Below are 15,415 nucleotides of genomic sequence, written 5' to 3'. Positions count from 1 at the left end.
AATGGGTAGGAAAGCAGGCTCTTTGAAGAACTACTTTCCCCAATTTATGGAATACCCGTTTTAAAGGGTTCGCTGAGAGGGAAGGGTTGTAAAACCACACCCTCTATCTTTGTAGATGATAGGACTAGGTTTACTGGGTATTTCGAGCCACTTAACAATAATTCAAATTTGGTCAAGTATTGATGCAACTTAGCTTGCACCTCCATATTTAGTGTTAAAAAGTCAAGAGGGATTAAATTTAGTTAACAAAACGCAACGATTAGCTCATTTAAAATCCGTGTCTTCTGGGTTGCCAGAGCCTGAAATTCACGGCATTGCGAGGGTGTAGTTGATGCTTTTGGGCTATAGTTCCCTATGGACAGGTCTTGATTTTTGATGTTGGTCGCGGAAGGAGTAGGAGTGCGTGTTGGGCATGAATCGCCGGTGGAACCCTCTAAGAACGATAGTTTCGTTACTGATGGCAACTGTTTTGGTAGGAAGTTTAGTCAGTTGTGGCGATCGCGCCCTGACGACCCCATCAGGTACCTCCAAACCCTCATCTTCTCTAACCTCTGGGCAAATCTCAGAGGTATCTCCCCCCGAGGTCATTCAACAGCTGCGCCCAGCGTTGGAGAGTTATCAGCCTCAAGTCACCATCCTCAGTCCCCAAGCTGATGAAGTTCTTCAAGACACAACAGTGGCAGTGCGGCTCCAAGTTCGGGATCTACCCATCTTCAAAGACCCCCAACTCGGTCTCGGCCCCCATTTACATGTCATCCTGGACAACCAGCCCTACAAAGCCGTTTATGACTTAGAACAGCCTCTAGTCTTTGAAGATTTAGCTCCCGGAACTCACACCCTGCGAGTTTTTGCCTCCCGCCCCTGGCATGAGAGCTTCAAAAACGAAGGTGCTTACGCCCAAACAACCTTTCACCTTTTCACCAAGACAACGGACAACAACCCCGATCCAGGGCAGCCTCTGTTGACCTATAGCCGCCCCACGGGCAGTTATGGAGCCGAGCCAATTATGCTTGACTTCTACCTGACTAACGCCCCCCTGCACTTGGTCGCCCAGTCCAATCCCGACGACGAAATTGCCGACTGGCGAGTTCGCGTTACCGTAAACGGTCAAAGCTTTGTCATGGACAGATGGCAACCCCTTTATCTCAAAGGCTTTAACTCAGGGAAGAACTGGGTACAACTGGAATTTTTAGATGAACAGGGAAATCCAGTCACAAACGTCTTCAACAACACCGTGCGGCTGATTACCTACGAACCGAAAGGCAAAGATACCCTTGCCAAATTGGTACGCGGGGAACTCTCGGCGACTGCTGCTCGCGGGATTGTAAACCCCAACTACAGTGGTAAGACGCCAGTGCCGACAGCAACCCCTGAGCCATCTTTCACGCCGACGCCGACGCCGACACCGGAACCGTTAGCGCCTCCTGCCGTTGAAGAAACACCAGCGCCGCAGCTGAGTAAAGAAGAACCGACGTCCTCTGAAGTTGAGCCAGCCAAGCCAGCCGAGGCACCCCCAGCGACAAAACAGTTAGAAAAACCCCAAGGCGGATTCTTTAATCGTTTTCGGCGTTCAGAGGCTCCAGTTAGCCCACCACCTGCACTGCCAGTGCCTGAGGCAATTGAGGAGCCTTCTTCCTTAGCCATACCCCCAGAAAAGATTCCTCAACCAGGGACTTTACCAGAGATAACGCCAAGTCCAGAAGCAAGTCCTGAAGTAGAAACGGTTCCATCTACGCCCCCAGCGTCCCCAGCGCCAAAGCAGGTAGAGAAACCCAAAGGCGGATTCTTCAATCGCTTCCGGCGTCCAGATGCAGGTGTTGATACTCCTACGCGCAATTTACCGCCAGCCTTACCGGAAATAGTCCCATCGCCAGCGCCAGAAGAGCCGCTTCAGGTAGTACCTGCTCAACCAGATTTGCTACAACCACCGTCCTCGCCTCAGCCAACAGATTCTGTACAGCAGAAGACTGAAGAGACAACCCAATCAGCTCAATCATCCCCAACCTTCGCTCAAGCAAAACCAAAAGCCGATATCAAGGACGTATTGATTCCTAAACCTGCTGCGGCTCCACCGTTGCGGATTATCCAAGCTCCATCTGAGCCAGATATCCCCAGCCGTTTCTTCCAAAAATCAAAACCGGCAACACCGGAACTAGAAGTCCCAACAGCGGAAAATCCAGAGGATGCTCAGCTAGGGGAAGCTGCAACGCCTTAGAGATTGCTCAGGAATCCATAAATCGGTCTCAACAACAGATGTAGGGGCACGGGCTTTGTCCTTGCCCCTAGTAGCATAGATGGATATTGATTCTCTGAAAGCCCCAGGCTTACCGTGCTGCTTCGCGAATGCGTCTCTAAATATCTAAAATTCCCACCGATTCATCTTTAACCGAACAGTATCGGCTTTACAACATCCTTCTTGAGGAGCGCTCTGTTCCCATCGCGGTTAGTGAAAAAGGAGACATGATGACGCCCCGTGTTAGAGCGCCAGAATTTCCCCAAAACCAAACCTGGTTCAATACAGATCGTCCCCTTTCCTTACGTGAATTAAAAGGGAGAGTGGTAATTCTTGACTTTTGGACGTATTGCTGCATCAACTGTCTGCACGTCCTGCCAAAGTTGAAGTACCTGGAGCAGAAATACAAAGACAGCCTCACGGTGATTGGCGTCCACTCCGCCAAATTTGACAACGAAAAAGAAGTTGAAAACATTCGTCAGGCAGTTCTGCGCTACGACATTGAGCATCCAGTCGTCGTCGATAGCAATTTTGCTATTTGGAGTCAGTATGCTGTCCGTGCATGGCCCACTTTGACGATGATTGACCCCCAAGGTTACGTCATCGGCTATGTATCTGGGGAAGGAAATCGGGATGTCGTAGAGAAGCTGATTTTGCAGCTGATTCAACAACACAAAGAGAGAGGAACGATTAATTTTCAAGAACTCAGCCTTACTTTAGAAAAACAGCGGCAACCGTTGGTAACACCCCTGGCTTTTCCCGGTAAAGTGTTAGCGGATGAAACACGCGATCGCCTGTTCATCGCCGACTCCGGACATCACCGGATTGCGATCGCTACCCTTGCCGGTCAAGTGCTACAGATCGTTGGTACTGGCAAACAAGGCTTAACCGATGGTTCCTTTACAGATGCCCAATTTTTCGCTCCCCAAGGTATGGCACTCGACGCAGAAAATGACATTCTCTATGTTGCCGATACCGAAAATCATGCCCTGCGACAGATCGATCTAAAGAATCAAAAGGTTGACACAATTGCCGGTACTGGCGAACAAAGCCATCACCTTCGCTCCTACAGGGGTACGGCACGAGAAACTCCTCTTAATTCTCCTTGGGATTTAGAAAAAGTAGGAAATCGCTTGTTTATTGCGATGGCAGGAGTCCACCAAATCTGGGAAATGCAGCTGGAAAACGGCATCATTGGTACCTACGCAGGGATTGGAGCAGAATCATGCGTTGATGGGAATCTAGACGAATCTGCCTTTTCTCAACCCAGCGGCATTACCACCGACGGACAAGAGTTATACGTTGCCGACAGCGAAATTAGCTCAATCCGTGGCATTGGATTGGGTGAAAAGGCTCAGGTGCGAACAATTTGTGGCAGTGGTGAGCTATTTGGGTTTGGGGATATTGATGGTAAAGGCTTTGAGGTTCGACTCCAGCATTGTTTAGGCGTTGAATACGCTCAGAATTACCTCTGGGTCGCTGATAGCTACAACCACAAAATTAAGCGAGTTGACCCGAAGACCGGCATTTGTAACACGGTTTTGGGGGATGGGACGGCAGGAAACCAAGATGGTCAAGGCACCAGCACCCAATTTTTTGAGCCTTCAGGAGTGAGTGCGATTGGCTCTCATTTATACATTGCCGATACTAATAACCATGCTATCCGTCGTGTCGATGTCGCCACGATGGAAGTGACAACCTTGAAGTTTCCGGGGTTGTGTGCGCCAGAGGTCTGTATTCCTACGGCTGATTAAAATAAGAGGCGAGACATGGAGAGTTTAGATTTTGGATTGTAGAAGACTTATAGCGATCGCATTTTGTCAGCAGCCACTTCCAGCAATATATTTGTAGCGACCTTCAGGTGAAATAGTATTACACGACACTCGTGTGCCTCTACTCAGTAATCTACAGCCCCAAGTACCTGCAAGACTCTCTCAATATTGTCTAAATCTCCCACAATCCGTCGCACAGGTTCAGGCCAAACTCTAACAAGGGTGGGTGTAGCAGAGATATGATTTGACTCCGCCTGTTCTGGATGTTTGAAGATGTCAATCACTTTCAAAGTGTAAGGATGACCCAGAGATTGCTCTAACAACTGATGCAGGCTTTGGAGTGTGTGTTCGGTAGAGCCATTATGACCGGAAACAAACAGGCGCAGAACATACCCAGGCGTCGAAACTGGGCGGAATGAAGGCTGGAAACCCGTGCGTTCTAAGCGCACAATCAAATCGTGATTTTCCCAAAGTTGGGGAAATTGGTGACGATAAGTTTCTAATACGATAGGATCGCCTAATTCTGAAGGCCAAGGAGCAACCTGCCAATTTTGCAAGTTGCTATTCTGGAAAATCCCATTCAGCAATGCCTGATGCCGTCGTACCGGCAAATAAACCTCAGCGGCAATTCGTAACTGCTGGGTGTAAGGATCGAGCCACCGATCGATCGTCGCGGTATAAGCTGGCACTAAAAAATGGGGAGGTTCGGGTAATCCCAGCATTTCTTGAAGTCCAGCACACAGATGTAGGTGCCAGTGGCTCTGCTTATGGGGATCGATGCAATAAATTAAGTCTCCCCCTGGCGTAAACAGGGCAATACCTTTAAAGAGCTGGGGAAGAGAGAGTGGATCTTGAGTCAAGAAAAAGCGCCAAAATAATAAAAATGAAAGAAGAAACCCTTCTTCCATTTTTAATTTTTAATTTTACATTTTTAATTGTTACACCCGACCTCGGAGGAACTGAGCCATCTCATTCGGAGTGGGCGACATTTCCAGAGCAGTCTCTTCGGTGATTCGACCCTCATGGTAGAGGTCGAGGAGGGCTTTGTTCATTGTCATCATGCCGTCAAAGCTGGAGCCTAGCATGATTCCCGTAATTTCTTCGTACTTACCCTCCTTAATGTAGTCCTTGATTGCTTCGGTATTAATCAGGATGTCGTGGAAAGCCGCACGCTTGCCATCGGTCGTTTTGCACAATCCTTGGGAAATGATCGCCACCAGAGATTCAGCGATCGCTATTTTCATCGAATGCTGCTCTTCTGCTGAATACAGATTGAGAATCCGCTCAATCGTTTTCACAGCGCTATTGGTGTGCAGCGTCCCCATCACCAAGTGACCCGTTTGCGCCGCTTTGAGAGCAGTGTTAACCGTTTCTTTATCTCGCATTTCCCCGACCAGAATCAGATCGGGATCTTCCCGCAAAGCGGCTTTCAGCGCATTGTCGAACTTTAAGGTGTTCAACCCTACTTCCCGGTGCTTAATCAGCGACTTGCGACTCGTATGAACAAACTCAATCGGGTCTTCAATCGTGATGATGTGCTTTGCCATCTCCTTATTGATGTAGTCAATCATGGCAGCCATCGTGGTGGATTTACCCGAACCCGTTGGGCCTGTGACCAAAATCAATCCCTTATGGTAATGGGAAATATCCTTAAACACCTCTGGCAACCGCAGTTGCTCCAAAGTCAGAATATTGTTTGGAATCAATCGCATCACCATCGCTGGACCGCGCATCGAACCAAACACATTAATCCGGGCGCGAGAGAATTCATACTGGGTAACGCCGTCAAAGTCTAAGCGCTCTTCAAATTCCCGAATCTGAGCGTCAGTCATCACCTCTCGCAACCAGCTCATGAATGTCGCTTCATCCGTCTGCGGATAATCGGTCATCTCCATGTCGCCCCGTTTGCGGTAGCGAGGAATTTCACCGACACCTGCATGAATGTCGGAAATTCCGTTTTCATGAGCTTTAACGACGATTTCCTTTAAGGTGGGCTGTCCGGGACTAGGACCTGGACCCCTTGCAGCCGTTCGAGCCACCACCGTTGCTGCTGTTGCTGATGCTGCCGAAGCAGCTGTAGCAGGGGATCGAACTCCTGTCCCCGCTGCTGGAGGAGCCGCTTTCGGTGGAGCAGATACAGAAGCTGCCCCTGCACTTGCCGCTGCATGGGGAGAAGGCGGCGCAGTCATCTGCATCGTTTGCATGGGCTGCTGCTGAGTGGAAACGGTGGCAGCTGTATCCCTAGCCGGAGGTCGCATTCCTGGCGGGGGTGGTGGGGGAACGCGGGGTGGAGGCGGTGGTGACATGGGCGGACGCTGCGGTTCTGTCATCTTTCAACTACCACTGATTGAAAATTTGTAGGAATCGTTACAAAAAAAGCTAAGGATAGCCCGCGAATACGTTCTTTTAAGACGTAAAGCGATTCGGTGGAACACGCCACAGCTTTTATTTGAGGAGCCTTAAAAACTCCTATTCCTAGTTTTCCCAAAACTTTTGGTTCGCTAACATTCAACGCCAAAAATTCTCTTACCAGCTCAAAACAGCAGCAGTGGCAACTTAGCCGTCTAGCGGCGGTTTACCCGTTAGCCCTAGATGAGCTGGTTTATGAGAATACCCGTTAAAAGTCATAAGATATGTTAAGCATAGTGAAAGCGGCTTTGGTCGTTTCCCTATGCCACTGCTTGGGCTAAAAAATTGCTCGATTGCTGGAAAAGACTGAAACCTAGAACCTCCTCAAATTTCTATCTTTTGGATGATGGTCGTTTTATAAGGCAGTCTAATATAGAGCATTTGGAAAAGTTTCGCATCCATAAATCTTCTGGATTGACTGTAAATTTTGGTTAAGAACGGCTCATCTAAAGAAAAGGATTAACTATACTGATTTTCACTTAGTCGATACTAGGGGATCGATTAAAAGTCATTTTCCGCATATAAATTTGTTCTTTGACTATCAGGAGAAAAAATCGTGCAATTAAGTCACAATCAAGGTTTGGCAAAAGTGTATTCATTGTCTATGGTCAAGAGCTTTTTGATCTGGACTTTTACTTTAGGGGTTTGCTTGCTGGTGGTGGGTTTCCCCTTAGTTGTTTTGATGGTTACGGTCGGCGCTTTGTTAGCGATCGCTTTACAATCTGTACTGCCGGTTAGCGCAGTTTTGTTGGTCGCTGGAGCTTTAATTGGCGGGAATATTTTGGCAGTTGTCGCTGGTGCGGCATTGCTAACGCTGAAGGGTGTTAATCCTCAAGAAGTTCGTTGGTTGCACTGGCTGCATGGTGAAGCCAATCCGCTACATACTTCTGTCTATGCAGCTTGCCCACTAACCTGCAATCTAGATTCTTGAATGGCCTGTGAACGCTTTTAATAAGTTAGTCTATTGTCTGCAAGAGTTCTGCGACCCGGCACCTGCCGGGTCTTTTCGTAGGAAAATGGCAAGCGTAGGATGGGAAGAGAAGTGCGATCGCGCTTCTCTCCCGATTATTCCCAATTAAGCTAAATTTCCATGCCGCCATCTCCTATCAAAGTTTGCATCACACTGGGAACCCGTCCGGAAGCTATTAAGCTAGCACCTGTTATCCAACAGTTTCAGGAATCGCTAACTTTTCAAACTCACGTAATATTGACGGGTCAACATCGAGAGATGGTCGAGCAAGTCATGCAGCTATTTGGGCTGAATGCCGACCAAAATTTAGAAATTATGCAACATCAACAAACTCTGACAGATATTACTTGTCGTAGTTTGCGAGGATTGGAAACTGTATTTAAACAGTTACAGCCTCATTTGGTAGTAGTTCAAGGAGATACAACCACAGCCTTTGCAGCAGCTTTAGCAGCGTTTTATCAAAAAATTCCGGTCGGTCATGTAGAAGCAGGATTACGCACCGACGAGCTTTTTAATCCTTACCCAGAAGAAGCCAATCGGCGATTAATTTCTCAGCTAACTCAGCTGCATTTTGCCCCCACAACCCTAGCGGTAGAAAATCTGCAACGTTCTGGCGTCACTGGCGAAGTTCACCACACTGGGAATACAGTCATCGATGCTTTATTAACCGTGGCAAAAAGTCAGCCGGATTGCCCGATTCCCGGTTTGGACTGGAGTGGATATCGCACGCTACTGGCAACAGTCCACCGACGCGAGAACTGGGGAGAACCCCTGCGGGGAATTGCGGAGGGATTTCTCCAAATATTAGATAAATTTTCGGATACTGCATTACTGTTGCCGCTCCATCGCAACCCGACTGTGAGAGAACCGCTACAAGAACTTCTCGGTAATCATCCCAGAATCTTCTTAACAGAACCGTTAGATTACGCCGAACTGGTGGGGGCGATTCAACGCTGTTATTTGGTATTGACTGATTCTGGAGGATTGCAGGAGGAAGCACCGAGTTTGGGGAAGCCGGTACTGGTATTGAGGGAAACCACCGAACGACCAGAGGCGGTAGCCGCGGGAACTGCAAAATTAGTAGGAACAGAACCCAATCAAATTCTTGCAGCGGCAACAGAACTCCTCAGCGATCGCAGTGCTTATCAAGCAATGGCAACGGCAATTAATCCCTTTGGCGATGGTCGTTCTGCTGAGAGAATATTGCAAGTTGTTGAGAAACATTTCCAAAGCTGTTAACAAGTCGCGAATTCTTAAGGAAACAGAGCATCGCCCGTGGTGGGGTCAAAGACAAATAACTGGTTGAGGTCGAGCTGTACAGAAATGCGATCGCCGGAATGACCCCGCCAATCTGAAGCTGCCTGGATATTGATCGGTACCCCAGACGCCGGTAAATTCGCCCGAATCAGTGTCTCCCGTCCCAGCGGTTCTACAACCTTCACCTCAACCATCAGCAGTGAGTGCTGTAGAGGCAAGACCCCGTCCCGACCAAAGGCTTCGGGTTCTTGTTCGTTTTTAATCTTTAATTTTTCATTTTTAGTTGTTATATGCTCTGGGCGAATCCCTAACTCTATACCCTGTCCCTGTCTGAGTTGCAACTTGTCCTGAAGCGCTGGAGGACAAGATAAAGCCTGATCCCCCACCTGAAAAACTTCACCCGTATAAGTCGCGTGGAGAATATTCATCGGTGGATTGCCTAAGAATGTAGCAACCATCAAATTTGCCGGTCGCGCATAAATTGTTTGCGGGTCGCCAATTTGTTGAATCCGACCGCGATTGAGTACCACAATTCGATCTGCTAGGGTCATCGCCTCTACCTGATCGTGGGTGACGTAGATCGTGGTAATTCCCACTTGTTGGTGTAATTGCTTAAGTTCTGCTCTGGTATCGTCTCGCAGCTGGGCATCCAGGTTAGAGAGGGGTTCATCTAGTAAGAATACTTGGGGTTGACGAGCGATCGCTCTCCCTAATGCCACCCGTTGCTGTTGTCCCCCCGATAGCTGCTTGGGTTTGCGGTCGAGGAGATGGGCGATATCGAGCGATCGCGCGACCGTCTCTACTCGTTCCTGCATCGTTTTCGCGTCAGTTCCACGCATCCGTAGACCAAAAGCTAAATTTTTAGCAACGGTCATGTGCGGGTAGAGGGCGTAATTTTGGAACACCATCGCCACATCTCTTGCCCTAGCAGGAATCTCATTCATCAGGACATTCCCAATGTAGAGATTGCCGCTACTTTGCGTGTCCAAACCCGCAATTGTCCGCAAAATCGTGGATTTGCCACAACCGGAAGGTCCCACCATCACCCAGAACTGCCCATCCGGCACCTCGAAGGAAATATCCTCAATCGCAGTAGCATTATTAAATTTTCGGGTAATTCCTTCTAAGCGAACGTTTGCCATTGTTGTTAGAGATGAGTCAATTAGTCATTAGTTTATAGTTCAAAGCCCTAGTTTCTACTGCCCACGTTCCTCTAGCAATCTTCGTTCGCGTGGGGTACACCAAAACTCTTACTCATTAAGCATTTCAGCTTGTTATTTAGCAATTCTCATTTATTTATAAACTTCTTTCATTTTTCTTCCTTGGCGCTCTCTTCGCCAACGCGGTTCATCATAGAATGACCCAAAACCACTAATTATCACAAAGTAGGCGATCGCTTTCTCGGACTTTGGGATTGTTTTCTAAATAGTCCTGCACCCAACTACAACTGCGTGCCAGCAGATTATCGAGATCCAGATTCCACAACATCACGGTTTTGTCCTTACTGGCAGAAGCAAGAATCTTGCCATCTGGACTGAAACTCACACTGGTAACGCGATCGCTATGACCTGGGAGCGTTTTAATTAACGTGTCATCCAGTCGCCACAATTGCACCGTGTTTTCCCAGGTCGTCGTGGCTAGAATTTGACCATCCGGGCTAAAACTAACGTGAGCAACGCTATCCGTATGCCCTTTCAAAGTTCGATATAAAGAACCATCGCGCCGCCAAAGTTTAACCGTATTGTCATAACTCGCGGATGCGATTAGCTGACTATCCGGGCTAAAAGCGACATCCAAAACCCAACCACTATGTCCCGGTAAGGTTTGCAGATATTTTCCCTCGGCAGTCCAGAGTTTGACCGTATGATCGTCGCTAGCAGTCGCCAGTAATTCCCCGTCGGGGCTAAAAGCCACTGCATTAACGCGATCGCGATGCCCAGTTAAAGTTTTAATCAAATTGCCCGAAGTATCCCAAAGTTTTACCGTCTTATCACGAGAAGCAGAAGCAATCATTTTGGCATTGGGACTAAACGCCACATCCAAAACCCAATCGCTGTGCTTATTTGGCTCATTCAGGGGGTTGAGAAGCGTACCCGAGCGATTCCAGAGTTTCAACGTCTTGTCACGAGAAGCAGAAGCAATCAACTGAGAGTCAGGGCTAAAACTCACGCTATTGACCCGATCTTTATGTCCATTCAACGTAGCGATCAAAGAACCGCTTCTGTCCCACAACTTCACTGAATTATCTTGACTGGCAGAGGCAGCCATCTGACCATCGGGACTGAAACTCACATCATATATCTGATCCGTATGTCCTCTTAAAACAGTGCGCGACATATCATTAAGCCGCCAGAATTTGACAGTTTTATCGTAACTACTAGAAGCAATCGTCTGACCATCGGAGCTAAAACTAACACTTGTCACCCCATCACTATGTCCCCGCAGAATTTTCAGCAGCTTCCCGTTGCGATGCCAGAGTCTCATTGTATTGTCATTACTGGCAGAGGCAATCATCTGGCTATTCGGACTAAAACTCGCTCCAAACACCCAGTCACTGTGTCCCTGAAGAACCCGGATCGTTTGTCCAGTTTGGTAGTTCCAGAGCCTGACTGTTTTGTCATCGCTTGCTGAAGCTAACAACTGCTTATCGGGACTGAAATTGAGGTTGGTTACTTTGCCAGTGTGTCCCTTGAGGATTTTGTAGGGTTGCTCGACTGTCATGGAAGCCATGTTCCAGATTGTCACTGTTTTGTCGTCACTCGCCGATGCTAAAAATCGACCATCCGGGCTAAAAGTGGCGCTGGTAACTTTTCCGTTGTGTTTCAATGTTTTCAGCAACTTGCCGGTGCGATAGTTCCAAAGCTTTACCGTTTTGTCATCGCTTGCCGAAACTAATATTTGACCGTTTGGGCTAAAGCTGACGTGATTAACCAAACTACCGTGTGCTTTTTCAATCGTTCTTAGTAAAGTACCGTCTGTTTGCCAAAGTTTTATTGTCTTGTCAGAACCAGTCGAAGCTAAGAGGCGACCGTTAGGGCTAAAACTGACGCTGGTGACGCTCTCACGATGACCTGACAAGGTTTTCAGGATCTTGCCATCGCGCCGCCAAAGTTTTACCGTTTTATCGACGCTGGCAGAGGCAATTGTCTGACCATCGGGGCTAAAGCTGACGCTCCAAACGACATCACGATGTCCTTCCAAGCGATTGCGTTCTTGTACTCCGTAGATTGCCTGCTGCATCGCCGTAACGACGCGCATTTGGGTATCGGGTTCTACTCCAACTGCACTTTCGAGGCTTTTCCCTGCCCTCAAGGCTTCAATTAAGGCATCAAATTCTTTGTAGGAGACAAAGAGCGTTTCGGAAGAAGCACTTAGGGCGGTGAGTTGAGCATTGGTTTGCGCGATCGCTGCCAGCTTTCTTTGAGCTTCGGCTCGCAGCGCAAATCCTCCGGCAGAAACTGCCAGGATTGTCATCATAATGCCGACGCCGATCGTTCGCAATTGTTGTTTCCGTGCCTGATACAGCTTTTCCTCACTTTGTGCTAATTGGGCTTTCAAGTTCAGATCGGATTTTTGACGAATCCGATCGACTAGATAATCATGAACCAATTGGTAACGGGCTTCTGACCCTTCCCAAATCACGAAAACCAAACCAGATCCTACAAGAATTTCTAAAATTAAGTCTAGTAGAGGCATTTCGCCGCCCACTGCTCTTTCCGCCTCAAGCTGCAATACGGTTGCCAGCTCTTGCTTCGTCTTCAGGGGTCGCGTTCCTTTCTCGTTCGTCAATAAAAATAAAACGTTCCAAGCCAAAGCTTCATTTTCGATACCACAATCAGCAATGACTTTTTTCAGAAATCGCTCAACCAGTTCGGCTTTCGGATTCGCTCCCAATTGCTGATACTGTTGCATCGTGGTGATTTTGTCTTCTTCTTCCTGCAATTGGGCACCCACTAATTGCAATTCAATGGGGCGCACCTCTCCCAGTTCTTCAGCCAAATCTTCCACTAACCGATTAATTAACTGCGGCTCTAAATAAAAAAATGGAGAGCGTTCGGTTAAGCTTTTAACAATCTGCCGCGCATCCGGCTTAGAAAAATTCCCCAAATAGTAGCGAATATCTTGGTTTAAAATGTCGTTATTTATGACATCTAAATACTGGAGTCGTTCGCACTCTAGTAAATAATGCAGATAGTCTTCTCGCAGAGACAAAATAACTTTTACAAAGGGAATGTTGAGGCAGTCGCGCAAAAATTCATAAAACTGCCGCCGCATCGCTGGATTAGTACAGACGAAAAAGAATTCTTCAAACTGGTCAAAAATCAGAACGGTTAACAGATTGCGATCGCTATTGTGTCGCAACTGTTCTAGGAGGTTGGCAGCAAGTAGTGTCGGCGGAACCGCAGACATTAGCATTTCTTCAGCGCGATCGCTTTCTTCTAAGATTTCCTGTAAAGATAAAGTTTCTCCGCCCGTTCTCACTTCGCTGCTATCTTCTGACTCCTGTCCGGACGCGATCGGGACGGGAAGGTGTTGGGCGTCTTCCTCCTCTAAAGGGAGTTCTGATTCCTGGTTTCTGACTCTGAGTTCCTTCGATAATTGTCTTGCCAGCGTCCCTACCCAATCTTTATAAACTTCGATAACGACAGGTAAAACATCGCGTGCGCCGATGCTTTTGAGCTGGAGTGCTGGAACTAACCCAGCAGTGATAATTGAGCTTTTACCAACTCCAGAAGGACCGTGAATCACAATCAATTTGTAGTCATTGCGGCCGATCCGGTCAATGAGGCGAGTGACATCCTGCTGCCGACCAGAAGCAGCAATTTCCTGGGGAATCGACCCTCCCAGGCGCATATCTCCTCCAGATGTGACGCCTGGGTTCAGAGCCTGCCGGTAAGGCTGTAGGCGTCCGGCACCTGTAAAAGAACGGAACCCGTATTGATGCTCCAGGGAACGCTGCTCTTGCTTCAGTTGAAAGGCTTGCAGATAATCACCCTGCTGAAAGTAGAGCGATCGCAGTGCCTTGAGAATCCGCAAACATAAATGGGGATCGTACTGATGGTTACACTTGTTGAGCGCCTGTTCCAAGTTTTGAATCGCGGCGGCAGCTTGCCGCTGTCCCAAATGTTTCTGAGACTGTGCCAGCAGCAACAAATATAAACTTTCATACTGAGATTGCGGGATTGAGGCAGAAGTTGTCTGGAACGTTTCTTCCGCCAGCGTTGAAAGTGCCAGAGTCGCTTGCTGATACGCTTCTATCCAATTGGACTGGTTAAGCGCCACCTCCGCCAGAAAGCCAAAATCTTGAGCCTGCTGGAGGTTTGCATCATAAGTTTGATGCAGGATCAAAGCTTTTTCTGCCAGCTCCTGCAAATCCGCCCACGCTTCCAAACGCCGCAGCACTTCACAAAGGAATGAAATAAACTTAGCAACCAGTTCTGGACGTTGAGCTTCCTCAAAAACTTCAATGCACTGCTGAAAATAATCTCTCGCTTGCTTCCAGTGCTGGCGGCTCATTTCCGGTCGCAAGTTAGCCAAACGGGTATAGCATTGCCCCAAATGAAACAGCAGCAAACCCACTTTTAGGACTGAGTGCTGAGGACTAACGACACACAAAGAATCGGAAATCGTGGTGCTTGCCTCTTGACCCTCATTTCTGATGTTTTCCCCAGTCCGTACTTCGTGGCGCTTTGCTAACAGTTCTGAGTCTTCAGTCCTGAAATAAGCCAGACTTCGTTGATAATGGGCGATGCTTGACTGGATTTGATCGGTGGCGTAGTCATTGCGCCCCCGCACAAATTCGAGACTTGCCTGTAGTTGAGGCTCCAATTGTTGCCCGCGACGCCGCAAATCTGTTAAGGCCGACTCCAGTTCTAGGCGATGCTGGGAACCAACAACTAAATCGAGAGCGGAATGGTGCAACAACTCAAAATTGCTAGAATCTAGCTCTCTGGCAAATAGAGAGTCCGCTTTCTGCCGCAATAATTCGATTAACTCATCCCCTGACATCACAAATCGGATCGAAGAAGCTGCCCAGCTTTTGAAATCTGGCGCAAACCGAATCAGCTTTTGTAGCACCGCATCGGAGAGCCACAACACGAGGGGGAAAGGAAACTGAGCGCGAAACTCATCGCGTACTTGATTGGTTGAGGTTAGCAGCTGATCGAGAGCAACTACCGACTCCAGCCCTAAGATCATCGCGGCGGACAATATTTCTGTTTGTCGAGACGTATTCCCTGGCTCTTCCAGCGCTTCCAAGATGGGGTTGTAAAGCGTCTTGACCGAATCTGCTAATATCACCTCGCGCACGGGAAACGGATTTTGTTCCCGTACCTGCTGCACCATCCGCTGTTGCAACAAGCTATAGTTGCAGCGCACCAAAATTAGCGAGAATTGCCCCTGAGAAAGGGCGATCGCTCTCAAGAGCGTCTTTAATGAGCGTTGGTTGTATGCATCTGCCTCTTCTGGTCGGCTCAGATCGGTCATTGCTTCTACGTTTGGCCTGCGCGTTCGATAGACAATATTCCTCTGCCAATGCTTTAGCAGTAGCGGTATTTTAAAAACGAATAGGCACAAATACTATTTTTAATCAGATGAACCGGCTTCGGAGCTGCTTAGGTTTTGCATTTGCAATTGACTGATAATTCGCCAGAATTATCGTCAGGCAGCTTTGTTATACGTGAGTTTTATAATTCCCAGAAATCGTTGATTAAAATGAGTTCCTCCACTCATTTCTGCCAAGATGTCTCTTTTCGTAGTGGCTTAAGCCAAGAG

9 protein-coding genes are annotated in these 15,415 nt (G+C 48.0%); 5 read left to right on the top strand and 4 right to left on the bottom strand.

All coding sequences use genetic code 11. The features are described from left to right. Positions 1-412 precede the first annotated feature (412 nt). Complete coding sequence (locus H6F52_RS15940; protein ID WP_190410334.1) at positions 413-2,215, top strand: hypothetical protein; 1,803 nt, start codon at positions 413-415, stop codon at positions 2,213-2,215. Between the two features lie 248 nt (positions 2,216-2,463). Beyond that, positions 2,464-3,987 carry a thioredoxin-like domain-containing protein gene (locus H6F52_RS15935; RefSeq protein ID WP_190536109.1) on the top strand — a complete coding sequence of 508 codons (1,524 nt, stop codon included), beginning with the start codon at positions 2,464-2,466 and terminating at the stop codon, positions 3,985-3,987. A gap of 143 nt (positions 3,988-4,130) precedes the next feature. Here H6F52_RS15935 and H6F52_RS15930 read toward each other — a convergent pair whose 3' ends face one another. Together H6F52_RS15930 and H6F52_RS15925 are read right to left on the bottom strand one after the other, a co-directional pair. Beyond that, positions 4,131-4,913, bottom strand: a complete 783-nt coding sequence (locus tag H6F52_RS15930; protein ID WP_190536039.1) for a circadian clock KaiB family protein — start codon at positions 4,911-4,913, stop codon at positions 4,131-4,133. 30 nt (positions 4,914-4,943) lie between these two features. Continuing rightward, a complete protein-coding gene (locus H6F52_RS15925) occupies positions 4,944-6,335 on the bottom strand; it encodes a type IV pilus twitching motility protein PilT (protein ID WP_190410336.1) in 1,392 nt (463 codons plus the stop codon). Between the two features lie 635 nt (positions 6,336-6,970). Between H6F52_RS15925 and H6F52_RS15920 the strand changes: the two genes are divergently transcribed. The 3 genes from H6F52_RS15920 to wecB are packed head-to-tail and all read left to right on the top strand — an operon-like array spanning position 6,971 to position 8,623. Next, on the top strand, positions 6,971-7,345 hold the full coding sequence (locus tag H6F52_RS15920; RefSeq protein ID WP_190536038.1) for a hypothetical protein: 375 nt from the start codon (positions 6,971-6,973) through the stop codon (positions 7,343-7,345). A gap of 7 nt (positions 7,346-7,352) precedes the next feature. Continuing rightward, positions 7,353-7,493 (top strand): hypothetical protein, encoded by a 141-nt coding sequence (locus H6F52_RS25485; RefSeq protein WP_190429288.1) that lies wholly within the window; start codon positions 7,353-7,355, stop codon positions 7,491-7,493. An 11-nt stretch (positions 7,494-7,504) separates the two neighbouring features. Next, entirely contained in the window at positions 7,505-8,623 is a 1,119-nt protein-coding gene (wecB, locus tag H6F52_RS15915; RefSeq protein ID WP_190410339.1) for a UDP-N-acetylglucosamine 2-epimerase (non-hydrolyzing), read from the top strand. 14 nt (positions 8,624-8,637) lie between these two features. Here wecB and H6F52_RS15910 read toward each other — a convergent pair whose 3' ends face one another. After that, positions 8,638-9,783, bottom strand: a complete 1,146-nt coding sequence (locus tag H6F52_RS15910; protein WP_190410340.1) for an ABC transporter ATP-binding protein — start codon at positions 9,781-9,783, stop codon at positions 8,638-8,640. A 229-nt stretch (positions 9,784-10,012) separates the two neighbouring features. Then, positions 10,013-15,127 carry a hypothetical protein gene (locus H6F52_RS15905; RefSeq protein WP_190536037.1) on the bottom strand — a complete coding sequence of 1,705 codons (5,115 nt, stop codon included), beginning with the start codon at positions 15,125-15,127 and terminating at the stop codon, positions 10,013-10,015. Positions 15,128-15,415 lie beyond the last annotated feature (288 nt).

The organism is Coleofasciculus sp. FACHB-542 (assembly GCF_014695825.1).
Classification (GTDB): Bacteria; Cyanobacteriota; Cyanobacteriia; order Cyanobacteriales; family FACHB-T130; genus FACHB-T130.
Note: the sequence above shows the minus strand (reverse complement) of the source record. Positions and strands in the feature narration are given on the sequence as shown.

What these genes read in the sequence shown, in the direction of transcription:
- H6F52_RS15910 (WP_190410340.1), bottom strand. Translation starts at nt 9,783, where the DNA reads ATGGCAAACGTTCGCTTAGAAGGAATTACCCGAAAATTTAATAATGCT.
- H6F52_RS15925 (WP_190410336.1), bottom strand. Translation starts at nt 6,335, where the DNA reads ATGACAGAACCGCAGCGTCCGCCCATGTCACCACCGCCTCCACCCCGC.
- H6F52_RS15935 (WP_190536109.1), top strand. Translation starts at nt 2,464, where the DNA reads ATGACGCCCCGTGTTAGAGCGCCAGAATTTCCCCAAAACCAAACCTGG.
- H6F52_RS15930 (WP_190536039.1), bottom strand. Translation starts at nt 4,913, where the DNA reads ATGGAAGAAGGGTTTCTTCTTTCATTTTTATTATTTTGGCGCTTTTTC.
- wecB (WP_190410339.1), top strand. Translation starts at nt 7,505, where the DNA reads ATGCCGCCATCTCCTATCAAAGTTTGCATCACACTGGGAACCCGTCCG.
- H6F52_RS15905 (WP_190536037.1), bottom strand. Translation starts at nt 15,127, where the DNA reads ATGACCGATCTGAGCCGACCAGAAGAGGCAGATGCATACAACCAACGC.
- H6F52_RS15940 (WP_190410334.1), top strand. Translation starts at nt 413, where the DNA reads ATGAATCGCCGGTGGAACCCTCTAAGAACGATAGTTTCGTTACTGATG.